Genomic DNA, 23,767 nt, shown 5'->3' with positions numbered 1-23,767 from the left:
CATGCTGGACATCAAACCGGCGCGCGGCTGGCAGGGCGCCGTGCTCAAGCTGTTCGGCGCCGGCGAATACGAACTGACCGTGACCGGTCGCGAGCAGATCAGCGAGCACTACCTGCGGCTGAACTTCAATGCCGGCGGAATGCTGGCCGATCGACTGGTTCATCCGACGATGTGGATCCGACTGTGGTTCCCCGATGGAACGAAGCTGCACCAGCGGGGCTACACGCTGGTGAACCCCGACCCGGCGGGCGACACCGTCGACATCGAGTTCGCACTGCATGACGGCATCGCATCGCGGTGGGCTTCTGCGGCCCAGGCCGGTGACACGATCGGGGCGACCGTGCTCGGCAGCAGTTTCGCCCTGCCCACGCCACCGCCTGCGGGCTATGTGATCGTCGGTGACACAGCGTCATTGCCGGCGATCAACTCGCTGCTGGACTCGATCGGAGAGGTCCCGGCCACGGTGTTCCTGGCCGCCGTCCACGACGATGACAAGGATCTGCCGGTCGCGCAGAACGCCGAGGTGTTCTGGATCGACGGCAGGGCGTCCGAGACCGCACTGGTGGAGGCGGTCAGCGAGGGCGCCTATGACGCCGAGGACCACTTCGGTTGGGTCGCTTGCGATAACCGCACGACCCGGGCGGTCGCCAAGATCTTGCGCGAGGACTACCGCATCCCGCGGACGTCGATCAAGGCCCAGGCCTACTGGGCTGAAGGGGCCTGAACGACGGGTAACCCTCCACCTGTGAGGTTTGCTGTATCGGCATGGACGGGCCGTTACGAGGCGTTGTCGAACCAAGCACCCTTCCTGAGAGTTTCCTGTCAACTTTGATCGAGCGCTCGCCGTTGGGGAGGCGTACGCCTATTTTGACGGCGTTGACAATTAGTGACCGGGGGGCCGACATGGCTGGTCGTGGTTCGAAGCGCTCGTCGAGTTCGCGGCGGGAGCCGTATGCCTGGCTGGGGGCGGTTGGTGCGCTCGGCGTAGGCGCGGCGTTGACGGTGGGTACGCCGGCGGCGCTGGCGGATACCGGTGGTTCGGCCAGGCCCGGACCGGTTCATAGTTCGGGGCCTCATGCCAGCGCACCCGCGAAACCCGCTTCGGGCCGCGGCACCACTGGTTCGGCTAACTCGGTTGTGCCCCAGTCAGGTTTGGTGGACCTCCGTCAGACGAGCGGTGCTCGCGCGCCGAAGCCGGCGCCGCTAGCCGCCAGCGCCAATCGGCTGGCCGTAGCGCACTCTTCGGATAGCAGGTCATCGAATTCGGTTGAGCGGACGGTGGTTGCGGCCCAGCCGACTGCCGCTGCTTTGAGTGGCGGTTCCCTGTCAGAGGTGGTCGCGCCCATCGCTGCCGCGACGGCGAGTCCGGCCGTGTCGTTGTTCGGGGGCGTGCTGAAACTCGTGGCGACTGTGCTCAACGCCTTCGGTGCGAACACGAATAGCCCAACAGCACCAGCCAATCCGTTAGCCGCCTTGTCGTGGCGGGCCTTCCGGCAATTCCAGACTCTCGTCGGAATCAAGCCACCCGTCGCAGGGACGGCGAGTTCGGCACCCCCGGATCCGAATAGCGGTGTGGTGAAAGGGGATTTGAACGTCAGCGCCAACGGCCAGATCTTGACCTACACCGTCACCACCCAAGCCGGCCAGGGCACTGCGACGGTGAACTCCGCCGGGCGATTCGCCTACATCCCGACGGCTCAGGCCCGCTACAACGCGACGGAATCGACGACGGACACCTTCACGGTGACCGTGTCGAATGGGTTCGCCTCGGTGATGGAAACCGTCACCGTGTCGGTGCTTCCGAAGGCTGACATCCCCGTCGCGGGTACGCCGACGGTCGGCGCGCCGAACGCCACCACCGGTGTGGTGACGGGCGCATTGCATATCACCGACCCGGGCGGTAAAACCCTGATGTATACGGTGTCCACGACTCCGGGATCAGGTGCGGTAACCGTTGATGCGACAGGGTCATTCACGTACACGCCCACAGTCCACGCCCGCTTGAACGCGACCGAGTCGACCACCGACATGTTCACGGTGACCGCGACCAATGGCACCAACTCGATCACCGAGCAGGTGACGGTAGCGGTCCTGCCGCTGGACGCCGTCCCAGTCGCCGGCACCCCGATAGTGGGCACCCCCGATCCGGTCACCGGACGCGTCACCGGGATGGCGGTTTTCACCGATCCCGCGGGCGAGACTTTGACCTATTCGATCAACATGAGTGGCCCGCCCGCCGAGGGCTACGTCACCGTCGACACTGCCACCGGCGCATTCACGTACATCCCGGCGAGCACTGCCACACCGGGCAGCACTGATCACGTTTACATTCTCGCCACGAACACCAGCGGCAACGTCGGTGGCCAAATCATCACGGTGCCCGTTCCCGCCGTGCCCATCCCCAGCAGTGATGCGCCCACGGTCGCCGGAACGATCGCACTCGGCACCGAGGCGCTGGCCGTCGCCTTCAGCCCCGACGGCGCCCGTGCGTACGTCACCACCACCGACTATGTCGGGGACAGGAACGTCCCGGTGAACGGCGCGCTGAAAGTCATCGACACGGCCACCAACACCGTCATCGACAGCACTCCGGTCGGCACGGTTCCTGGTGCGGTGGCCGTCACCCCCAATGGCGCCTACGTGTACGTCGCCAACTACGGCTACTACACCGGCTCCGGCACCGTGTCGGTGGTCGACACCGTCACCGGCACCGTCGTCGCTGACATCGCCGTTGGCGGCAATCCGGTGTCGATTGCGGTCAATCCCGATGGCCGGTCCGTCTACGTCACCAACTATGACTGGGCTGCCCCCAGCGGCATCGTGCAAGTGATCGACACTGCCACGAACGCCGTCACCACGACTGTCACGGTCAGTGACCTCGGCGTCGGGGGTGTGGCCGTCAGCCCCAGCGGCGCCATCGCTTATGCCGGTGTCTACAACAATGGCGAAGATGCGAAGCTGGTGGCGATCGATACGGCGACCAACACCGTGACCTCCACCGTCGGATTGCCGGTGTACGCGAACGCTTCGTCAGTCCGGATCAGCCCCGACGGCGACCACGTCTATGCGGGCGGCAACAGCTCCGTGTCGGTGGTGAACACAGCCACCGGCACCGTCGCCGCCATGTTCACCGTGCCGGACTCGGTCCTGGGTCAGGGTCTGACCCTCAGCCCCGACGGCTCCCACCTGTATGTCACCGGTGGCGGTTCGGGTAGCGGCAGCATGTCGGTGATCGACACCGCCACCAACGTGCTCACCTCAACCATTTCTGTGGATGGCAGCTATCCATACGGCGTCGCCGTCAGTCCTGACGGCACATATGCCTATGTGGTCAACTTGGGCGACATCGTATCCGACGGCAGCGTCTCGGTGATCTCACTGTCTGGTGCACCATCGGCCGCTTGACCCGGGGATCGTCACGGGCACAATCGTTTTCAGTGGCACGGAGGAGCGACGCTAGCCCTACTGGGCCGAAGGCGCCTGACGGCCCGAATATCCTTCCCACGGGCTGTAATCCGCGATCAGTGGCTCTTGCACCGGACGCGCAGCCTCGGGCACGTGCTCGAGATTGATCCGGATGCGATACCAAATCGAACTCGGCCCGCGCATGCCGTCGACAAGCACGTCGGTTGGTTGGAGCACCTGTGCGGCCGCGGGGTAGCGAGCACGCCAAACGTCCAGTGCCGCAAGCGCTTCGTCACGCGTCTTCGTGCGCGCGATCTCGATCAGCGGCTTGTTGCCCTTCGGCGGTTTCTCCGCGGGCCCGAGTTCTTCGGCCAGCCGCAGCAGGGCGTCCAGCGAACCGACCGAGTCGTCCATCGATTCCCACGGGTCGCCCCGTTCGGCGAACCGGGCCGGGACCGTCGCGATGGTGAAGCTTTCGGCACGGCACCCGGGTACCTCGTCCCAGGTGAGCGGCGTCGACACCCGGGCGTCCGGGGTGGCTCGCACGGAATAGGCCGACGCGACGGTGCGGTCCTTGGCGTTCTGGTTGAAGTCGACGAACACCCGCTCTCCGCGTTCCTCTTTCCACCACTGGCTCGTCGCCAGCTCCGGCGCGCGGCGGTGCACCTCGCGTGCGACGGTCTCCGCGGCCAGCCGCACCTGCTTGAACGGCCAGTTCGGTGCGATCCGGGCGTAGATGTGAAAGCCGCGCGATCCGGAGGTTTTCGGCCACGCCGTCAGCCCGTGATCCTCCAGGACCTCACGTGCCACCTGCGCCACGTCCAGAATCTGGGCCCACTCGATGCCGGGCATCGGGTCGAGGTCGATACGCAGCTCGTCAGGATGGTCGAGGTCACCCGAGCGGACCGGATGCGGATTGAGATCGACGCACCCGAGATTGACCGCCCAGACCAACCCGGCCGCGTCGTGCAGCACCGCCTCCTTGGCTGACGTTCCCCTCGCGTAGCGCAGCTCGGCGACCTCGATCCAGTCCGGACGCTTCTCGGGGGCACGCTTCTGGAAGATGGCCTCTTCGGTGATGCCCTTGACGAAACGCTTGAGGATCATCGGCCGATCGACGACACCGTGCAGCGCGCCGTCGGCGACGGCCAGGTAGTAGGTGATGAGGTCCAACTTGGTCACCGGATCGCGTCCGCCGGCCGCGGGAAAGACCACTTTGTCGGGATGGCTGACGGTGACCTGGCGGCCGTTCACCTCCATGGTGGCCATGGTAATTAGGCCGGCCGTTCCGTCCTGGGTGCGACCCACGTCACATAGTGTTGGGGCCATGCCCAGTCTCATGGATCTGCCTGCCCAGGCGTTGGCCAAGGCGCAGCAGTTGGCCGAACGCGGCTCCTCTGAGCTGCACTATTTGTTCAAGATGATCGAGTCGGGGGCCTTCCGGCTCGAGCATCCGCAGAACCTCGTCTCGATGGTGGCCGACATCCGCCGGTGGGGCGAGATCGGCATGGTCCCGGCGCTCAATGCCCGTCGCACCCCCACCAAGGTGGCGATCGTCGACGACGAAGGGTCGATGACCTACAAGGAGCTCGACGAGGCCGCCCACGCGGTGGCCAACGCTCTGGTGGCCAAGGGCGTCAAAGGTGGCGACGGGGTGGCCATCCTGGCCCGCAACCACCGCTGGTTCGTGATCGCCAACTATGGCGCCGCCCGGGTGGGCGCCCGCACCATCATGCTGAACACCGAGTTCTCCGGACCACAGATCAGGGACGTCTCCGAACGCGAGGGCGCCAAGCTGATCATCTACGACGACGAGTACTCCGAAGCCGTGCAGTTGGCCGAGCCGCCACTGGGCAAGCTGCGCGCACTGGGCACCAATCCTGACAAAGACGAGCCGTCGGGTAGCACCGACGAAACCCTTGCCGACCTGATCGCCCGAACCCCGAGCGACCCGGCGCCGAAGGTCACCAAGCGGTCGTCGATCGTCATCCTCACCAGCGGCACCACCGGGACACCCAAGGGTGCCACGCGGAACACACCGCCGACCCTGGCGCCGATCGGCGGTGTGCTCTCGGCGGTACCGTTCCGCGCCGGTGAGGTCACCTCGCTGCCGTCGCCGATGTTCCATGCGCTGGGCTATCTGCACGCCACGATCGCGCTGACGCTGGGCTCGACGCTGGTGCTGCACCGAAAGTTCAAGCCCGCGACCGTGCTTGAGGACATCGAGACCCACAAGGTCACCGCGATCGTCGTCGTGCCGGTCATGTTGTCGCGCATGCTCGATGCCTTGGAGGCCATGGAGACCAAGCCGGATCTGTCGTCGCTGCGGATCGTGTTCGTATCGGGCTCGCAACTGGGCGCGGAGCTGGCGACGCGGGCGCTGAAGGATCTCGGTCCGGTGATCTACAACCTTTACGGCTCAACGGAAGTCGCGCTGGCCACCATCGCGGGTCCGAAGGATCTGCAGATGAATCCGGCCACGGTCGGTCCGGTCGTCAGGGGTGTGACGATCAAGATCCTCGACGAGAATGGCAACGAGGTACCGCAGGGTGAGGTCGGCCGGATCTTCGTCGGCAACAGTTTCCCGTTCGAGGGTTACACCGGTGGCGGGCACAAGCAGATCATCGACGGGCTGATGTCGTCTGGTGACGTCGGCTATTTCGACCACAACGGCCTGCTGTTCGTCAGCGGGCGTGACGACGAGATGATCGTGTCCGGCGGGGAGAACGTTTTCCCGGCCGAGGTCGAGGATCTCATCAGCGGCCATCCCGACGTCGTCGAGGCGACCGCGCTCGGCGTGGACGATCCCGACTGGGGTGCCCGACTGCGGGCGTTCGTAGTGCTGCGCGACCAAGCCGAACTCAGCGAGGACGCGGTCAAGAACTATGTGCGCGAACACCTTGCGCGCTACAAGGTTCCGCGCGAGGTGGTGTTCCTCAGCGAGCTGCCGCGCAACCCGACCGGCAAGATTCTGAAGCGGGAGCTGCGCGAGATCGAACTCCAGTGATTTGGGCGCGTTTTCGTTCGCTGGGCGAACGAAAACGCGCCGAAATCGCTACGGGTCGCGGGGCAGGCCGAGCAGTCGCTCGGCGATGATGTTGAGCTGCACCTCAGACGTGCCGCCGTAGATGGTGGTCGACCGGCTGCCCAGCAGCCATTCTGCCCACTTGCCTTGAAGCGCTTCGGGATCGCCGATGGCACCGTCGATACCGAACGACGACACCGCGAATTCGGCATACCCCTGCCCGGTGCGCATCGAGAGCAGCTTGGAGATCGCCGCCGACGGCATCGCGTCACCGCCTGCCAGGGTCAGCAGCGTCGAGCGCAGGTTCAGCAGCTTGGCCGCGTGCCCTTCGGCGATCAGCTCGCCGGCCCGGTGATGGCCGATCTGGTCGAAGTGCCCGCCGCTGACGAAGTCGACGAATCCGTCGAGGTTGGCCAGGAACCCTGGCTCACTGCTACCGATCGAAACCCGTTCGGCAGTCAGGGTATTGCGGCTGACTTCCCAGCCGCGATCCACCTCGCCGAGTACCAGCTCGTCGGGAACGAACACGTCGTCGATGAACACGGTGTTGAACATCGCGTGCCCGGTGAGCTCACGAAGCGGTTTGACCTCCACGCCCTCGCTCTGCATGTCGAGCAGGAAGTAGCTGATGCCGTTGTGCTTCGGTGCGGTGGGATTCGTTCTTGCCAGTAGCGCACCCCACCGCGCGTACTGGGCGCCGGTGGTCCAGATCTTCTGGCCGGTGATCCGCCAGCCGCCGTCGACCTTGGTGGCCTTGGTGGTCAAGCTGGCCAGGTCGGATCCGGCGCCGGGCTCGGAAAACAGCTGGCACCAGATCATTTCGCCGCGGAACGTCGGCGGCAGGAAGCGCTGCTTCTGCTCCTCGTTGCCGAACGCCACGATGGACGGGATCAACCACGCCGCGATGCCCATCTGCGGACGCTTGACCTGACCGGCGGTGAACTCCTGGGCGATGATGATCTGCTCGATGGGCTTGGCGTCGCGGCCCCAGGGCTTGGGCAGGTGCGGCTGCACCCAGCCGGCCTCGGCGATCGCGGCCTTGCGCTCCTCGCGCGGAATTGCCTTGAGCGCCGCGACTTCTGCCCGGATCTCGGCGCGCAGCTGCTCGGTCTCGGGGTCGAGGTCGATGTTGATCGCCCGCATACCGGTGCTGGTGGCGGTGTCGAACACCTTCTGCTGGTACTCGTTCGTGCGCCCGAAGGCGGCGACCAGGCCCAGCGTGCGGCGGTAGTACACGTTGGTGTCGTGCTCCCAGGTGAAGCCGATACCGCCGTGCACCTGGATGCAGTCCTGCGCGCAGTGCTGAGCGGCGTCCGGTGCCAGGCTGGCGGCTACCGCGGCGGCAAACTGGTAGGCGGTTTGTTCGTTGTCCCAAGACTTTTCGGCGGCCTCGTCGAGGGCGCGGGCAGCGTCCCAGACCGCGGCGGTGGCCCGCTCGGTGGTGGCGATCATCTCCGCGCACTTGTGCTTGATGGCCTGGAACTGGCCGATCGGGCGACCGAACTGTTCGCGGATCTTCGCGTAGGCCGCGGCGGTGTCGGTGGCCCAGCGGGCAATGCCGACAGCTTCGGCCGACAGCAGCGTCGTGACGATCGCTCGCCCGGCAGGCTGGGACAGATTGGAGAGCACCTGGTCCTCGGTGACCTCGACGGCGTTGGCGCGCACATGGGCCACCGGCCGCAGATGGTCCACCGACTCGACCGGTTCGATCTCCAGGTGGGCGGCATCGAGGATCACCCATTCGACGCCGCTGTCGATGGCGACCGGCAGCACCAGGATCGAGGCTTGCGCACCGGCGACCACCGAGCGGGCTTCGCCGCGGATGACGAGGGTGTGGTCTTGGCGGGTCGCGGTCAGACCGGACTCCAGCGCGCACGTCGCGATCAGCTCACCGGACGCCAGCTGGGTCAGCAGCTTGGCGTCGGGATCGTGCGCCGAGATCAGCGCGCTGGCGATCGCCGACGGGACGAAGGGCCCCGGCACCGCGCCATAGCCGAACTCGGCGATCACGATCGCCAGTTCCAGGAGGCCGAAGCCCTGCCCGTCGACCGCCTCGGCGAGGTGTAGACCGTGCAGCCCCTGCTCGGCCGCGGCCTTCCAGTACGGCGGCGGGTTCGGCACCGGGGTTTCCAGGGCCGCGTGCAGGACTTCCGACGGCGCCACCCGCGCGACCAGGGACTTCACCGAATCCGCGAGGTCATTGTGCTCGGGTGTGATCGCGATGGGCATGGTGGGTGCCTTCCCTGATGTGTCGGCCGATCAAACGTCGACCAATTAACCGGTGGGTTGGGAGCCAGGCTACCTGTCCGGCCGCCCGTCCCGTTGCGGGGTGGCACGCAAGACCACCACCACGACCGCCGACACGAGCATGATGATGCCGACCGCCCACATCCCGGCCTTGTCGCTGCCGGTGAACTGGTTGAGCGCACCGGTGGCGTAGGGCGCGGCGAACCCACCGAGATTGCCGATCGAGTTGATCAGGCCGATCCCGCCGGCCGCGGCCGCACCGGTCAGGAACTGCGCGGGCAGCGCCCAGAAACTGGGGATCGCGGAGAACACGCCCATCGCCGCGATGCACACCGGGATCATCACCAACACCGGGCTGTGCAGATACAACGCGACTGGAATCGCCAAGCCGCCCAGCCCCATTGGGATGGCGACGTGCCAGACGTGCTCACGGGTGCGGTCGGCGTGGCGGGACCACAGATACATGGCGATCGCCGCGCAGGTGTAGGGCACCGCGGTGATCAGGCCGACCTGCACGATCGACAGGTGCACGTCGAACATCTTCTTGAAGTCGGAGATGATCGACGGCAGGAAGAACGCCAGCGCGTACAGACCGTACGCGACACCGAAGTAGACCAGTGAGAGCGCCCAGATCCGCGGACTGGTCAGCGCGCGGCGCAGCGGAAATTCGAAAGTGCCTGCGACATCTTGCTCTTCGCGGGCCAGCACGTCGATCAACCACTGTCGTTCGTCGGGCTGCAGCCAGTGCGCATCGGCCGGACGGTCGGTGAGATAGAACCAGCAGATGATGCCCAGAATGATGGCGGGCAGGCCGACGCCGACCATCATGAATTGCCAGCCAGCCAGTCCGAACAGTCCCTCGCCGGCCTGGATCATCCACGCCGCCACCGGTGTTCCGACGGCTGCGGCGATCGGGCTGGCCATCATGAACATCGCAACGATCCGGGCGCGGTAGGCGCCGGGGAACCAGCGGGTGAGGTAGAAGATCACGCCGGGAAACAGGCCGGCCTCGGCCACCCCGAGCAGGAACCGCAGCACCAGCAGGGTGGCCGCGTTGGGCGCGAATCCGATTGCTACCGCGACGATTCCCCACGACACCGCGATACGGGCGATCCACCGGCGCGCGCCGAACCTCTCCAGAGCCAGGTTGGACGGCACCTCGACGAGCACGTAGCCGATGAAGAAGATGCCTGACGCCAGTCCGAACATGCTGGCGGTGAGCTGGAGGTGCTCGCTGATATCGGCTTTGGCGATGCCGAGGTTGGTGCGGTCGAGGTAGTTGACGAAATACAGCGCCATCAGGAACGGCACGATGCGGATGATGACCTTGCGCAGGGTGCGCGACTCCAGTGATTTCTCACCGGTCGAAACGACGGACATCTTGCCTCCCGTTGACGACGTTGACCAGGTCGCGGCCCTCATACAGGCGGCGGCAGTTGTCGATGGCGTGGCCCAGGTAGCGCCGCATCGTATCCGCGGTGAGCCACGTGACGTGTGGGGTGACGACGACGTTGTCGAGGCGCAGCAGCGGATTGTCCGCAGCGACAGGTTCTTCGGTGAACACGTCCAGTCCGGCCGCGGCCAGCCGACCATCCCGCAGCGCGTCGACGAGCGCGGGTTCGTCGACGACGCCGCCGCGAGAAGTGTTGACCAACACCGCATGCGGCTTCATCGCGGCCAGCGCGGACGCGTCGATGAGCTTGTCCGTGGCCGGTGTGAGCGGCAGGTGCAGGCTCACGATGTCGCATTCGGCGAGAAGCTCGGGCAGCGGCCGCCAGGTGCCGGTGCCGTCGTCGGCGGTGTTGGTGTGCAGGACGGTGCCGCCCATCGCGCGCACGATCTGCTCGACCCGCTTGGCGATATTGCCGTAGCCCACCAATCCCACAGTGCAGCTGCCGATATCGCGCACCGTCTCGCCGAGGCTGGCATCCGTCGGCCATCCCAGACCCTGCCGGGTGGTGCGGTCCAGTTCCGGCAGCCGCCGCAGGGCGGCCAGCATGAGCAGCACCGCCCCTTCGGCGACCGAGGGGGCGTTGGCGCCCGGCATGTTGGCGACTGCGATCCCCAGTTCGGTCGCGGTGTCGACATCGATGGTGTTGACCCCCGCACCGAGCTTGTGCACCAGGCGCAGCCGCGATCCGAGGCGAAGGTCATCGCCGGACAGTGGGCGCAGTACGTGCCAGATCACTTCCGCGTCGGGAAGTTCGCGGTGCAGAGTCTCGTCGTCGTCCTCGTGACACCATCGGACATCGAGCCAATCCGATTCCGGCCCAACGAGGTCCAGCACGCTCTGGCTGGGGAGGAAATGCGCCAGGACTCTTACCGCCACCGTTTGTGGATCCACTTCACAATCGTGTCAGCCTGCTCGCTGCGCGCGCCCGGGGTGGTGAAGTAATGGTCGGTGTCGATCGAGCACTGCGACTTGTCGGTGCTGGCGAGCGCACCGAAGATCCGCTCGGCGTCCGATGGGAACACACCGGTGTCCTGGTGGGCGTTGATCACCAGCGCCGGGACGGTGACGCGAGCCAGATGCGGTTCGGCGCGGGTCTGGGCGGTCTTCAGGCTCCACATGCCCAGCCAGTTGCGCAGCGTGCAGGCGGCCGCGATGCCATGAGGGGAGCGGTTGGCCTTGGCCGGCACGCCCGCGTAGCAGAGGTTGGGCTGACGATGTGTCGGCTCGATCGACGGGTCGACCATGCGCGGGTCGGCCCAGGTGCGCATCACGGTGAACGGGCGGTCGGAGAAGCCGGCGGCCTGTACCCGTTTGAGTTCGGTCTCGGCCCAGTCGGTGATCGCATGGTTGCGGGCGACCTGGGCCGAGCGGTAGCGGGCGATGAAATCGGCGGAGAACGGTGGGCCGTTGTTCTCGTCGAACAGGTCCAAGGTGGGATCGCTGACGACCGGGTCGTTTTCGTCGACGACGGCGGCGTCCATCCAGGCTGTCAGCACCTCGGGCCGGCCGGGGTGGGCAGCGCTGGCGATGTAGCCGTCGGCCGGCGGCAGCTCGGCCAGCCCGGCGGCGGGCCGCATCCCTTCCAGCGGTGTGACATTCGGGTCGACGGCCTGCGACTGATAGGCGGCCATCAGTGAGCCGCCGCCCGAATTGCCGAGTAGCAGCACCGTTTCCACGCCTTGGATCTCGCGCAGCCAGCGCACCCCGACACCGATGTCGACCAAGGCGTGGTCGAGCAGGAAGCTGCTCTCGAAGCCGCGGAAGCGGGTGTTCCAGCCGAGGAAGCCGATGCCGCGGGTGGCCAGGTAATCGGCGAGGTAGTGCTCGGAGAAGTCGATCTGGTAGTGGGTGGCGATGACGGCGACCTTGGGCTTGCGGCCCACGCCCCGGTGGTAGAGGCCCTGGCAGGGATGTCCGCCGGCACCGGCCCGGCGCGCGGTGGGTGAGGAGACCCCGATGAACTCGCGGACGACTCCGGGGGTGGGCATAGGGGTGGCCTCCTCACGGTAGAACGCTGAGGAGACGATATTCGTCAGCGTCGACGTACACGCCTGAATCCGGTGTTACGTTCGGTGGGGAGAGTCGACCAGTACCTGTGGGGGCACGACATGATCAAGCCGCACAACACCAACTCGGAATTCGAGCTCGGCGGAATCAACCACGTCGCGCTGGTGTGCGCCGACATGGAACGCACCGTCGATTTCTACACGAATGTGCTGGGTATGCCGCTGGTAAAGTCGCTCGAATTGCCCGACGACATGGGGCAGCATTTCTTTTTCGACGCGGGCAACGGCGATTGCGTGGCGTTTTTCTGGTTCGCCGAGGCGCCCGACGGCACGGTCGGCAGCACCACACCCGCGGCGCTGCCCGGATTGGGCTCGATCGTCAGCGCGGTGGGTTCGATGAACCACCTGGCCTTCCACGTGCCGGAGGAGAAGTTCGACGAGTACCGCGCTCGGCTCAAGGAGAAGGGCGTGCGGGTCGGGCCGGTGCTCAACCATGACGACAGCCCCCGCGGGTCCACACGCGAGCTTCATCCGGGGGTGTACGTGCGGTCGTTCTACTTCCTGGACCCCGACGGCATCGTCCTTGAGTTTGCTTGCTGGACCAGGGAATTCACCGACCACGAGGCTACGACGCAGCCCAAGACCGCAGCCGACCGCAGACTGCCGATCGCTGCCAACTAGTCCCGGAACAACCGAGGATCACCGAGTTCGTCGATGATCGCGGTCAGCTGATCGGCGAGTTCGTTCGGCGTGAGTGTGATCGCGCCACCCAGCCACGCGCTGATCGTCTGGCCGACACCTCCGACGACGAAGTGCGCGAACGCCTTGATCCGGTCGTTGGCCGGACGGTGCAGCAGCGCCTCGACATGCTGGCCCGACAGCATGGCGAACAGCGCGCCGGACTCCTGTCGCTTGCGGACCACCGTGGCGTTGGACAGCTGCGAGCTGAACATCAGCCGTCCGACCCGGGGATCGAGCTCGATGGTCCGCACGATATTGGCCATGGCCGCTCGGTTCTGCGCGTCGACCGGGGCGGTGGCCACCGCGGCTTGGGTGGTGGCCGCCAGCTCGGCGACCACCCAGTCGAACACCGCCGCGACGAACTCGTCCTTGTCGGTGAAGCTCTCGTAGAAGTAGCGGGTGGCGACGCCGGCCTCTCGGCAGATGCCACGAACGGTCAGCTCAGCCGGGTCGACATCGCTGCCCAGCAGTTCCAGCCCGGCCTGCAGCAGCCGCGCCCGGCGCCGAGCCAGCCGATCGGCGGCGTCGACGCCGCCATACGGGCGTGCCTGCGTCATTAGCCCATCTTGACATTGCTGTGGCCAGGGCGGCAATATTCGGAAACATCTGTTGTCAGATTTTGATCAGGATAGGTGGCGCATTGTGACGATCCGCGAGCCGGTCATCAGTCACGTCGATCGCGGGGTGAGCGCGCCGGCCATCCCCACGCGGCGCCGCCGCAAGCGGGGGCCGAGCTTCGACGACGGCCTGATGGGCGTGGCGCTGCTGGCCGGCCCGGCCAACATCATCATGGAACTGGCCCGACCAGGGGTCGGATACGGCGTCAAGGAGAGCCGGGTCCACAGCGGACGCGCCGACCTGCACCCGGTGAAGCGGGCGCGGACGACGTTCACCTATCTGGCGGTGGCCGGCCGCGGTACCGACGAGCAGAAGAAGGCCTACCGTCGCGCGGTCAACAAATCGCATGCGCAGGTGTACTCGACCCCCGACAGCCCGGTGCAGTACAACGCCTTCGACAAGGATCTCCAGCTCTGGGTGGCAGCCTGCCTCTACAAGGGCGGGGTCGACATCGCCCGGGTGTTCATCGGTGAGGCCGACGACGAGACCGCAGACCGCTTGTATCAGGAGAGCTCAGCGTTGGCCACCACCTTGCAGGTGCCCCTCGAGATGTGGCCTGCCGACCGGGCCGCGTTCGACAAGTACTGGCAGGAGTCGCTGGACAAGATCCACATCGACGACACCATCCGCGAATATCTGTACCCCTTCGCGGTGTCCCGGATCCGCGGGGTTCGCGTGCCGGGGCAGCAGGCGATCGAGCGATTCAACCTCCTCATCACGACGGGGTTCCTGCCGCAGCGCTTCCGCGAGGAGATGCAACTGGAGTGGAACGCGGACATGCAGCGAAAATTCGACCGTTTGATGGCGCGCATCCGATTCGTCAACAACCTGACACCGAAATTCCTCCGTGAGTTCCCGTTCAATTTGCTGCTGCGCGATCTGGATTGGCGCATGCGGACCGGGCGCCCGTTGGTGTGACAAGCTGAGCTGACGTTTTCCGCAGCGGCGGGACGGCGGGACAGAGCTTCGCTGGCGGCAGCTGGAGAACCATCGGATCGTGACTCACGATCGCGGCAGCAGCGTCGGCGTCATCGCGGTGAGGCTTCTGGCCGAGACAGGAGCGGTAACGCCGGTCGACCCGGTTGTCGCCAACCTGAACAGCTATGGCCCTGGCACGCTTGACGGCGTCTCAACGAGCCTTGCTCGACGATGCGACGTCACGGGCAACGGCGGTGGCACCTCCCGCATTTCCTTTGTGGGGCAAAGTGATCGGTGGACGTCAGTGGAACAGTCCGCGATCTTCGGCTGAACAGTAGAATTAACTGCAGCGTTAAATCTAACCGGCTTGATAGTAGTGAGTGGCTGCCGCACATAGTCCAGCGCACACACCGCTACCGCCGGAGGGCTCAATGAATCCATCAATGCTCAACACACGCGCTGCGGCTGCAACTGTCGCGTTTGGCCTGGGCGTGGCACTCGCTAGCGGTCCCACGGCGATTGCAAGTGCCGACTCGTCGTCGGAAGGCAATGTGTCGTCGACAGGCGCGGCCTCGACCGGCGGCGGGGGGCGAGCGAAAGCCGATGCGGTGCAGTCGAAATCGACTGGGTCTCCCAAGAAGCCGCAGAGCGGACCGGTCAAGTCGAAACCCCGCGGATCGACGGTGACCCCGACCACCTCGATGATCTCTAGTCCGCTGCCCACACCCCCGGTCATGTCACGTGCCATCGCGCGTGTCGCCGCAGACGTGACCTCAGTGCTGAGTTCGTTGGCTATCCCAGCTACGAAAACGGTTGATAATCCGGCAAATTGGCTCCTTGCCGCCGCGGCCCGGCGCGAACTTGGCGACACCACGGACGCGGCCGCCCGCAGCGCGCGGCTCGAAGTTGCGGCCGTGAGAACTCCCAGCTTCGGTACCGTCGGCCGTCGCATCGACGCCGTCATCGTCACGCTGCTGGCACCGGTCAGGACATTGTTGGCAGAATTCGGCGTGGTCCCCGGCAGTCGCGAAGAGCAGTTCCCAGGATCATGCGTGGATTCGGTTTGCGTGTCCAGCAGTGACATTCCCGTCCCGCAGCCCCAGGTACAGACCACCTTTCTCAATGTCACCGGCCGGTCGCTCACACTCACGGCCATCTCGACGAACGACCCACTGGCTTTCGGGCCCCAGGTGAACTATGTCCTCGAGAACGGGCGCCAGGTGGAGATGGGCTTCTATAAGAACCAGGATGAGGACACGCCCAGCCGCGCCACGATGACATGGTCGGACGGGTCGACTCAGGTCTCGGTCTATGTCAACTTCCAGGGCGCCACCGCGACGCCCTCGAACAGCAACCTGCAGACGGACGTCTTCACGAATCCGACGCCGATCACCGGCCCCTCTACGGCCGAAGTGTCCCAGACAGTGCTCTTCCTGCCCAAGGCGGGCAGCGAAATCACCATTGACGCCACTGACGGAGTTGGCCAGGCAATTGTCGCCACGGCGCTGTGCGAGAACCGCGGCAGTTGCACCCTGGAAGCGGTCGGCCAGCAGGTGGTGGAGACCCTGCCGAAGAGTGTCGGCAACACCGTGTTCAACTACGGATCGGAGACTTCGAGCAACTCCTACGAGGTTGGCCACGAGGTCGTCAAGACCAGCGGCGTAGAAGAGAATCTGAAAATCGCCGTCGGCGGTTCGGTCAAGTTCACCCTGGGACCGATAAATTTCGAGACCGAGATCAACGCGGTGATCCAACAGAAGTACGGGCACACATGGAGCAGCAGCGTCCTCACCAGGAAGAGTGCGACGGTGAACATCCCGCCCGGGTCCTACGGCCAGATCCAGTTGTCGTACAACGAATATCATGACTTCGTCGACATGACGCTGACCGACAAGAACGTCACCATCAACATTCCGGGTCTCGAGTATGTCAGCCCCGTACCCGTTGGTGGCGTGGACGCGTCAGGGAATCCGATCGCCGGTCCGACCTGGATAACCGTTGACTACCCGATCGGAACAGGGCCTGATCCTACGCCCAACTCGACCTCGACTCCGGTTCCGCCGACCACCACCAAGACGACGGTCCCCGCCCCGACTCCGCACGATATTGCAGCTCCCGTTTCCACCCCAGCGGCCCAGCGGTCGCTCGGGTCGGTGTTGCGCAAATTCGTCCGGGACGAGACGCGGGCGATTCTGAGCCTGCCCGAAGTGCTGAGCACCGGTCAACCGCGGCAGCTGTCGACCCGCGGATTCGAGGTCGTCAACTTGACGCCCTACCCGCAGAAGCTGATTTCGATCACCGGTGAGATCGAAGAAGACGACTCCCCAGCGTCCGGATACGTGCTTCAGCCCTTCCAGATGGTCCGCATCGAAGTGGACTACGCCTCCTACGGCAATCAAGAGGCGTATGTGACCTGGCAGCGCAACGACGGAGGAGCCACGACGCAAAGTACCGCGACTCTGAAGAACTACAAGGACGGCAGTTCAGCAGTGCAGTGCGGGAATTCGGCCTGCATGGACGGCGGCGAGGATGAACCGAACTCCGCCGAGGTCATGTACATCATCCAGCCCAGCCCGACCACCTTCGATCTCACGACGGATGTCAACCTTGCTTCGGCCGCGGTCGACGCGGCGTGCTATTACACCAGCTCTGGTGCGACGCCCGGTTCGTGCAGTGCCGACGTGACCGGCCAGAGTTACTACACCCAACAGGTCGGTCTGCCGTATGACCAGAACTACAACCCCGGCACGCAGGTGAACGCGTTCACCTACACCATCATCACCTCCGAGTCCGAGACCGAGAGCTGGTCGGCCGGTGGCGGGCTCAAGATCAAAGAGAAGTCGAATCTCTTTGTCGGACAGCAGATTGAGGTGGAGGCCACCGCGCTGTACACCGGATCCGTCCAGGAGAAGGCGTCCGAAACCACCACGGTCAAGCAGAACTTGGCGCCGCAAACCACCGGCACGGCGTCGTACGGCGACGCGTTCCTGCGCACCTACGGTGACTTCACCATCTTTCTACCGAACAGCACGACGCTGGTCAGGAACCAATGGATCGAGAATCCATCCGGCCTGGCTGCGATGGGTCCCGTCGTCAGCCTCGATGACTACCCCGGAGCCCCGCGAACCTGACGAGACGCTTCCCGCGGCCGGTCTAGTCCCACATGAACGGCCGCAGGAACCGATTGATGCGACGCAGATACTCCGGCTGGCTCACGTGCAGGATGTGATTGCCCGGGAACCAGTGCAGCGCACAGCGATCCCAGTGTTCCCACAGCGCTTCCGATTGCTCGGGCGGGGCCAACCGGTCGCCGAGGCCGGTGATGATCAGGCGGCGATCCCGCGGCACCAACGGCGCGTAGTTCAGTGCGCAGTGGTACGCCGACGCGGCGGCGGAGTCGTCGCGGCTGATGGTGCCGAAGGTCCGGCCGAGTTCGATCAGCTTGTTGGCCGGCCACCATTCGTCGAACGTCCGCTCGGGGGTGACCACCGGGACGTTCGGGATCACAGCTTCGAGCCGATCGTCGGCCGAGGCGACCAGCGCTGAGGTGTAGCCGCCCAACGACATTCCGGTGAGTGCGATGCGGTCCACTCCGGTATCGCGCAACCAGTCCATGACGGAACGGAAGTCGTGCACGGCCTGAGCCATCGTCTCGGCGAAACCGGCCATGCCCTGGGAGAAGAAGCCGTAACCGCTGAACGGAGAACCCTTTTCGGCGCGGCGGCCGTGGAACGGCAGCGTGTAGAGCAAGACGTCGTACCCGGTGCGGTAGAACCATGGCAGCGAAAAGAACAGCCCGTTGAACAGATACGGCGAACCCATGAAACCGTGGATCACGCACAGGGTCGGGCGCGGGCCGTCGTCGTGGCGCCAGTGCTGTGCCCACACGATGTTGTTGCGCTCCAACTGTTTCCATTGCTTGCGCATTTTCGGGTTGACCGGTTCGAAGCTGCTCTCGAACCGCATGTTCTGGACATTGCCGCGCGCGATGTACTGGGCGACCGGGTTCGCCGGGCGCGTCGACACCGCAGGCAGCACCGTGGGCGCGGGAAACGACGCCGCCGGGTCCTGGCGCGCGGCGAGCTCGGCGTAGAACTCGAGGTTGCTGCGTTCACGTTGCAGGTCCGAGCGGCGGACGATGCTCTTCGCGACTGTCGGCAGCATCGAGGCCCCGACCAGAGAGGCGATCGCCGTGCGCAGACCGATGTCGGCGACGGCCGACGAATCCACAATCAGCCGCTGAACTGCGGTCAGGTCGGAGCGGTCGGGCAGACCCTCATAACCGGCGTCGGCACCCGGCACATCGGGTACGGGGATGGGCAGGTCGACGTTCGACGTCATTGTCGCGGCCTTTCGGGGTCGATATCTCTACCCCGGATGTTAACTGGACAGGCGTCTCACAACAGGCGAAATACCGTCGCCCCGCCTACCTTCACCGGTTGGTAATGCTGCTGTACCCAGTCGGCGATCTCCCCGCCATTACGGTCGTGGCTGCGCATCCGCCCGCTCTCGATGTAATAAGTGATTTTGCGTGCGTGTACGGCATCGACGAACTCTGCCAAGGTGGGCACCGGGTCGCTGCTCCATCCCCCGATCGCCATGACGGCGGTGCCGGATGCGATCTCCAGTGAGGCGGCGGCCTGCGATCCCGACGTGGCCGCTGACCACGTGGTTCGAGTGGAGCTGAGCAACGCCGCCAAATGGGGGTCGACATTGTCGGAACTGGCGCCCATCATCATCGTCTTCGCGAAATGCGACCCGACCGTCGGCCAGACATCGGCGGTGTGGGCCGCATTCGGAATCGAGCCGTTGTGTGGGGTGGCGGCGGTTGCGACCGAAAACATCGCCGTCCCACAGAGGCTCGCGAACAGCGATACCGCCAGTGCGAGGGGCGCCAGACGGGGCCACTTCGTCAGCGCCGCGACGAGCAGCGCGATGGCTGTCACCGCGGCGGCGCCGATGACCCAGCGGGACCACACCGGGCCCAACCCAGCCCGGTGCAGCAAGACGATGCCCCACGCCGCGGCGGCCACCACCATGGCCATCGCCGCCCACCTGCTCAGCACGGCGGCCAGGCCGATCAGTGCGCCGGCCGAGGGCGCCAGGGCAATCGTGTAGTACGGGTGGACCATGCCGGTCATGTAGCTGAACACCACTGTGCAGACGATGAACCACACTGTCCACGTGGTGAAGCCGGCCGCTTCGATCCGGGTGAGTCTGCGGCGCAGCGCAAGGTACACGGCGGCCACGATCGCGACGACGACCGCGGGCAGCAGCCACGACACCTCATAACCCATCTCCGCGGAGAGGATTCGCAGCACTCCGGCGTGGGTGGTCCAGCCGCTGGGGTGTCCGTGCGAGATAGCGTTACCACCACCAGATATGCGGTCGATGCCGTTGTATCCCAACGCAAGATTGAGCACGTTGTTGTCTGTCGAGCCGCCAATGTAGGGGCGCGAACTCGCGGGCCACAATTGGACGATCACCACCCACCATCCCGCCGAGATGACCAGTGCGACAGCGGCTCCGAGCAGATGCAACAGACGTCGCCACCAATTCACCGGCGCGAACAGCAGATACGCGAGGCCGAACGCGGGTAGAACCATCAGCCCGGCCAGCATTTTGGTGAGGAACGCCAAGCCCAGTGCGACACCCACCAGAGCGAGCCATCGCCACGAGCCGCCGGTGACCGCCCGCATCAAGAAGTAGGCCGCCGCCACCATGAGCAGCACCAGCAGCGCGTCAGGATTGTTGTAGCGGAACATCAAGGTGGCCGCGGGTGTCAGGGCCAGGACGGTGCCGGCGATCAGACCGGCGATTGCTCCGCGAGTGGGGTTGGCCACCGTGCGGCGGACGGTGGCGTAGAGGACGGCAACCGCGGCGACGCCCATCAGCGCCTGCGGCACCAAGACGGCCCAACTGTTCATCCCGAACAGGCGGACCGACAGCCCGGTCACCCACAGCGCGGCCGGCGGCTTGTCGACGGTGATGAAGTTGTTGGGGTCCAGTGAGCCGAAGAACCACGCGGACCAGCTCTTGGCGCCGGACTCGGCCGCCGCCGCGTAGAACGCGTTGCCGTAGCCGTTGATCGGCAGATTCCAGAGGTAGAGCGCAGCGGTGACGATCAGCAGGCAGGTCAGGGCGACAGCCGGCCACCGTGAGCCGCGCCGCGGCGCGGCGCCGGGCGCGCGCACGCCGAGGACGTCGGCGCGGTCGGCGGTGGCGGTCACCGCACCACGGTGCACGACGCTGCTGGCGGGCCGATGTCGCCGCAGCTGGGAAATCACTGTGGATTTCATGATCGACCCGGATGTGGTGAAGTGGCGGCATGTGGAATCCGCAGACGTACCTCGCCTTCGCCGATCAGCGTGGGCGGCCGTTCTTCGATCTGCTCGGACGTGTCGGAGCGCAGTCGCCGCGGCGGGTGGCCGACCTGGGCTGCGGGCCCGGCAATCTCACCGAACACCTCTCCCAGCGCTGGCCGGATGCCGTACTGGAAGCGGTGGACAGCTCACCGGAGATGGTCGCGGCCGCCCGTGAACGGGGGATCGACGCCGAACTCGGGGACATCGCCGCGTGGAATCCGCGACCCGGCACCGACGTGGTGTTCAGTAATGCCGCGCTGCAATGGATTCCCGGACATGCCGAGCTGATGGTGCGCTGGGCGGCCCTACTGGAGCAGGGTGCCTGGATCGCCGTTCAGGTTCCCGGCAACTTCGACGCACCGTCGCACGCGGCCATCCGGTGGCTGGCCGACCAAGAGCATTGGTCAAAGGTGCTGGGCCACTTTCGATTCCGGGATGCCAACGTGGTCGAGGCGCCGATGCGGTACGCCGAGCTGCTCACCGCCGCTGGTTGTAGCGTCGACGCTTGGGAAACGACCTACCTCCACGAACTCAGCGGAGACAACGCGGTACTGAACTGGATCACCGGCACCGCGCTCACACCGGTGCGCGATCAGTTGACCGACGATCAGTGGCAGCAGTTCCGCGCCGAGCTGATCCCACTCTTGGACGAGGCGTACCCGATGCGGCCCGACGGCCGCACGTACTTCCCATTCCGCCGGATCTTCGTCGTCGCTCAGGTGGGCAGTCCTTCGCGTTCCGCTTCGGCCCGGTAACGGTCGACCCATTCATCGGAGCGCTGGTCGGCCTGGCGTTCCAGGACCGGCGCGGGTGCCAGCCGCGGATCTTCGCCGAGTGCCTCGAGGACTTGGGCGACGACGTCAGTCAGGTTGCGCCACAACACCGGATAGGGGACGTCGATCGGGTGGACGTCCTCTTCGACGAACCAGCTGCGCCATCCCTCCTCCTGCGCACGCAACATCTGCACCACGTGGGCGATCGCGCCGGCGTGGTATTCGGCCCGCGCGTCGCGCACCGGATCGGGCCGGCCGCGCCACACCCGGGTCTGGACAGCACGCCAGAACGACACCGCCTGCGACACCACGTCGGGGCGGTAGACGTGGATCAGCACCGGGTCGCTGCCCACGACATCGCGGATCGCTGACAGCAGGCCCGACCCCGACCGTTCGGGCAGATCTTTGGCCCGGCTGAGCAACAGCGACGTCTGGTTCCACATGAGCTTGCCGCCCCAGATGCCGTTGGGGGTGCGCCCGACCGTGCGGATGTAGTCCCGCCAGATCTCCGCGGGCGCCAGATCCGGCTTGCCTTCGATCAGCGGATCAAGAAGTCGCTGGATCGACTCGTCGTCTGCGTCGGCGAACCACTCCTTGGGCTGTGGCGACATGCTGGTGGTCGGCAGGTACTGGAAGAACTCCTGCGGCTCACCGGCAACGCCGGTGGCGCGCAACGACTCGACCAGCAGAGTGCTACCGCTGCGCTGGGACGCGAGCACGAGATAGGCGGTTGGCTGATCGGGCATGCGGTGAGCCTAATGGCAGTCGACCGTCCACGCCGAAGTCAGAAACATTAACTCCGCGTGATGAAAACTATTGCTGCGAGCCAACTTCGTCGTCGAGTCCACGTTCGGCGGCGATGGCCGACCGGCTGGTCAGCGTCAACCCGTTTATCTTGAAATAGGTTTCGGTGTAGCGTGCGGCGATCCGCGTTCCGACGAACTCGGAGGGCATGACGTCACCGGTCTGCTGACGCCACTCGTCGAGCCGGATCGCCAGCGCCTCAGCGATTTTCTCGGCCTCTGCGGTGTCGTCGGTCTCCAGCAGGTTGGTGGACTCCGTCGGGTCGGCCTCCAGGTCGTACAACTCACGCGCCGGGCGCGGCCCGTTGATGAACGGCTCGACGGCTTGGCCGGACGGGCTTTCTTCGATGTCCAGCGGCAGGTCGAGCAGCGGGCGGTGGGCGTAGTTCTCGATATAGCTGTGCTTCTTGGTTCGGATCGCCCGGATCGGATCGTAAGAGTCGTGGTAGGTCTTCTCGGTGTAGACGTGATCGCGCACTTCGATCGTATTACCCTGCCGGGCAAGCAGATTGCCCGCATGTGACAGGCCTTCGATGTCGGCGCCGGGAGTGATGCCGAGAAGTTCCAGCAGGGTCGGCAGTAGGTCTACACCGCTGAACAATTGGTCGTAGACCAGTGGCGTGCTCGCCAGGCGCCGCGGTGGACGGATGATCGTCGCGATACCGGTTCCGGCGTCGTACAGGGTGGATTTGGCGCGCGGGAACGCGGGGCCGTGGTCGGTGAGGAAGACCACCCAGGTGTCGTTGTCGAGGCCGGTGTCAGAGAGGGTGTCGAGCAATCGGCCCACCGCGGCGTCCGCGACGGCGATCGAACCGTAGAACTCGGCCAGGTCACCGCGCACTTCTGGGGTGTCGGGCAGGAAGTCGGGCACGTCGACGTCCGCGGTGTCGGCGGGCTCGTAGCGCTCGCGGGGGTAGGGCCGGTGCGTTTCGAAGAAGCCCGCGGTCAGCAGGAAGGGAGTGTGTGAGTCGATCGGCGCGCTCTCGGTCAGCCACTCCTGCGCCCGTTCGACGACGTACTCGCAGTAGGAGTTGGATACGTCGAACTCGTCGTAGCCCAGCCTGGCTGGGAACGACGTCTCGTGCTGCATGCCGAAAAGTGCTGAATACCAACCATGCTCGTGCAGGATGTGCGGCAGCGTGCGTACCCCGGCACGGTACTCGAAGCCGTGATGGGCCAGACCGACCAAGCCGTTGCTGTGCGGATAGCGGCCGGTGAACAGCGAGCCGCGCGAGGGGGAGCACAGCGGGGCGGTGGCGTGGGAGCGGGTGAACACGATTCCCTCGGCGGCCAACTGGTCCAGGCGCGGGCTCGACACCCCGGGAAATCCGTAGGCACCCAGGCATCTGCCCAGGTCATGCCAGTGGACGATCAGCAGGTTGTCGCGGCTCGGCTGGCTCACGCAGGCGCCTC

18 protein-coding genes are annotated in these 23,767 nt (G+C 65.7%); 8 read left to right on the top strand and 10 right to left on the bottom strand.

From position 1 onward, the window contains the following. Position 1 precedes the first annotated feature (1 nt). Positions 2–724, top strand: coding sequence for a siderophore-interacting protein (locus EV580_RS21405; RefSeq protein ID WP_133693360.1), 723 nt, complete (start codon positions 2–4; stop codon positions 722–724). 608 nt (positions 725–1,332) lie between these two features. Continuing rightward, a complete protein-coding gene (locus tag EV580_RS21400; RefSeq protein WP_166654815.1) occupies positions 1,333–3,405 on the top strand; it encodes a YncE family protein in 2,073 nt (690 codons plus the stop codon). 57 nt (positions 3,406–3,462) lie between these two features. On the opposite strand, the gene ligD is transcribed toward EV580_RS21400, so the two are convergent. Beyond that, the gene (gene ligD / locus EV580_RS21395; protein WP_133693356.1) at positions 3,463–4,674 is read right to left on the bottom strand and encodes a non-homologous end-joining DNA ligase; all 1,212 of its coding nucleotides are present in this window, start codon (positions 4,672–4,674) and stop codon (positions 3,463–3,465) included. Positions 4,675–4,732: 58 nt separating this feature from the next. On the opposite strand from ligD, the gene fadD2 reads away from it, so the two are divergent. Then, entirely contained in the window at positions 4,733–6,412 is a 1,680-nt protein-coding gene (fadD2, locus tag EV580_RS21390) for a long-chain-fatty-acid--CoA ligase FadD2 (RefSeq protein WP_133693354.1), read from the top strand. Positions 6,413–6,460: 48 nt separating this feature from the next. Here fadD2 and EV580_RS21385 read toward each other — a convergent pair whose 3' ends face one another. The 4 genes from EV580_RS21385 to EV580_RS21370 all read right to left on the bottom strand — a co-directional run bounded on the left by EV580_RS21385 (position 6,461) and on the right by EV580_RS21370 (position 12,118). Next, the gene (locus EV580_RS21385) at positions 6,461–8,659 is read right to left on the bottom strand and encodes an acyl-CoA dehydrogenase family protein (protein ID WP_133693352.1); all 2,199 of its coding nucleotides are present in this window, start codon (positions 8,657–8,659) and stop codon (positions 6,461–6,463) included. Positions 8,660–8,728: 69 nt separating this feature from the next. Continuing rightward, entirely contained in the window at positions 8,729–10,057 is a 1,329-nt protein-coding gene (locus EV580_RS21380; protein WP_133693350.1) for an MFS transporter, read from the bottom strand. Continuing rightward, positions 10,035–11,021 carry a 2-hydroxyacid dehydrogenase gene (locus EV580_RS21375; protein ID WP_286171735.1) on the bottom strand — a complete coding sequence of 329 codons (987 nt, stop codon included), beginning with the start codon at positions 11,019–11,021 and terminating at the stop codon, positions 10,035–10,037. Before EV580_RS21375 ends, EV580_RS21380 begins: the two co-directional genes overlap by 23 nt. Beyond that, positions 10,997–12,118 carry an alpha/beta hydrolase gene (locus tag EV580_RS21370; protein ID WP_133693349.1) on the bottom strand — a complete coding sequence of 374 codons (1,122 nt, stop codon included), beginning with the start codon at positions 12,116–12,118 and terminating at the stop codon, positions 10,997–10,999. The genes EV580_RS21375 and EV580_RS21370 overlap by 25 nt, the downstream gene beginning before the upstream one ends. A 120-nt stretch (positions 12,119–12,238) precedes the next feature. Here EV580_RS21370 and EV580_RS21365 point away from each other — a divergent pair, with 120 nt between their 5' ends. Continuing rightward, complete coding sequence (locus EV580_RS21365; protein ID WP_133694116.1) at positions 12,239–12,817, top strand: VOC family protein; 579 nt, start codon at positions 12,239–12,241, stop codon at positions 12,815–12,817. On the opposite strand, the gene EV580_RS21360 is transcribed toward EV580_RS21365, so the two are convergent. Then, positions 12,814–13,434 carry a TetR/AcrR family transcriptional regulator gene (locus tag EV580_RS21360; RefSeq protein ID WP_133693347.1) on the bottom strand — a complete coding sequence of 207 codons (621 nt, stop codon included), beginning with the start codon at positions 13,432–13,434 and terminating at the stop codon, positions 12,814–12,816. The genes EV580_RS21365 and EV580_RS21360 overlap by 4 nt on opposite strands. 85 nt (positions 13,435–13,519) lie before the next feature. On the opposite strand from EV580_RS21360, the gene EV580_RS21355 reads away from it, so the two are divergent. From EV580_RS21355 to EV580_RS21345, 3 genes are all read left to right on the top strand, one after another. Continuing rightward, positions 13,520–14,413 carry an oxygenase MpaB family protein gene (locus tag EV580_RS21355; protein ID WP_166654814.1) on the top strand — a complete coding sequence of 298 codons (894 nt, stop codon included), beginning with the start codon at positions 13,520–13,522 and terminating at the stop codon, positions 14,411–14,413. 79 nt (positions 14,414–14,492) lie between these two features. Then, the gene (locus tag EV580_RS21350) at positions 14,493–14,744 is read left to right on the top strand and encodes a hypothetical protein (RefSeq protein WP_133693345.1); all 252 of its coding nucleotides are present in this window, start codon (positions 14,493–14,495) and stop codon (positions 14,742–14,744) included. Positions 14,745–15,327: 583 nt separating this feature from the next. After that, on the top strand, positions 15,328–17,544 hold the full coding sequence (locus EV580_RS21345; protein WP_133693343.1) for a hypothetical protein: 2,217 nt from the start codon (positions 15,328–15,330) through the stop codon (positions 17,542–17,544). Between the two features lie 22 nt (positions 17,545–17,566). Here the strand turns inward: EV580_RS21345 and EV580_RS21340 are convergent, their stop codons facing one another. Together EV580_RS21340 and EV580_RS21335 are read right to left on the bottom strand one after the other, a co-directional pair. Continuing rightward, complete coding sequence (locus EV580_RS21340) at positions 17,567–18,754, bottom strand: alpha/beta hydrolase (RefSeq protein ID WP_133693341.1); 1,188 nt, start codon at positions 18,752–18,754, stop codon at positions 17,567–17,569. A gap of 56 nt (positions 18,755–18,810) precedes the next feature. Continuing rightward, complete coding sequence (locus tag EV580_RS21335; RefSeq protein WP_353619861.1) at positions 18,811–20,643, bottom strand: ArnT family glycosyltransferase; 1,833 nt, start codon at positions 20,641–20,643, stop codon at positions 18,811–18,813. A gap of 98 nt (positions 20,644–20,741) precedes the next feature. Here EV580_RS21335 and EV580_RS21330 point away from each other — a divergent pair, with 98 nt between their 5' ends. Then, entirely contained in the window at positions 20,742–21,533 is a 792-nt protein-coding gene (locus EV580_RS21330) for a trans-aconitate 2-methyltransferase (RefSeq protein ID WP_133693337.1), read from the top strand. Here the strand turns inward: EV580_RS21330 and stf0 are convergent. Continuing rightward, positions 21,494–22,297, bottom strand: coding sequence for a trehalose 2-sulfotransferase (stf0, locus tag EV580_RS21325; protein ID WP_133693335.1), 804 nt, complete (start codon positions 22,295–22,297; stop codon positions 21,494–21,496). The two genes, EV580_RS21330 and stf0, sit on opposite strands and share 40 nt — an antisense overlap. Positions 22,298–22,364: 67 nt before the next feature. Next, the gene (locus tag EV580_RS21320) at positions 22,365–23,756 is read right to left on the bottom strand and encodes a sulfatase family protein (protein WP_133693333.1); all 1,392 of its coding nucleotides are present in this window, start codon (positions 23,754–23,756) and stop codon (positions 22,365–22,367) included. Positions 23,757–23,767 lie beyond the last annotated feature (11 nt).

Origin of the sequence: Mycobacterium sp. BK086 (genome assembly GCA_004362315.1) — a bacterium.
Lineage (GTDB): Bacteria > Actinomycetota > Actinomycetes > Mycobacteriales > Mycobacteriaceae > Mycobacterium.
This window is presented reverse-complemented; position numbering and strand designations above follow the sequence as displayed.

Coding starts and splice junctions, on each gene's coding strand:
- EV580_RS21405 (WP_133693360.1), top strand. CDS start 2: ATGCTGGACATCAAACCGGCGCGCGGCTGGCAGGGCGCCGTGCTCAAG.
- ligD (WP_133693356.1), bottom strand. CDS start 4,674: ATGGCCACCATGGAGGTGAACGGCCGCCAGGTCACCGTCAGCCATCCC.
- fadD2 (WP_133693354.1), top strand. CDS start 4,733: ATGCCCAGTCTCATGGATCTGCCTGCCCAGGCGTTGGCCAAGGCGCAG.
- EV580_RS21385 (WP_133693352.1), bottom strand. CDS start 8,659: ATGCCCATCGCGATCACACCCGAGCACAATGACCTCGCGGATTCGGTG.
- EV580_RS21380 (WP_133693350.1), bottom strand. CDS start 10,057: ATGTCCGTCGTTTCGACCGGTGAGAAATCACTGGAGTCGCGCACCCTG.
- EV580_RS21370 (WP_133693349.1), bottom strand. CDS start 12,118: ATGCCCACCCCCGGAGTCGTCCGCGAGTTCATCGGGGTCTCCTCACCC.
- EV580_RS21365 (WP_133694116.1), top strand. CDS start 12,239: ATGATCAAGCCGCACAACACCAACTCGGAATTCGAGCTCGGCGGAATC.
- EV580_RS21360 (WP_133693347.1), bottom strand. CDS start 13,434: ATGACGCAGGCACGCCCGTATGGCGGCGTCGACGCCGCCGATCGGCTG.
- EV580_RS21340 (WP_133693341.1), bottom strand. CDS start 18,754: ATGACGTCGAACGTCGACCTGCCCATCCCCGTACCCGATGTGCCGGGT.
- EV580_RS21330 (WP_133693337.1), top strand. CDS start 20,742: ATGTGGAATCCGCAGACGTACCTCGCCTTCGCCGATCAGCGTGGGCGG.
- stf0 (WP_133693335.1), bottom strand. CDS start 22,297: ATGCCCGATCAGCCAACCGCCTATCTCGTGCTCGCGTCCCAGCGCAGC.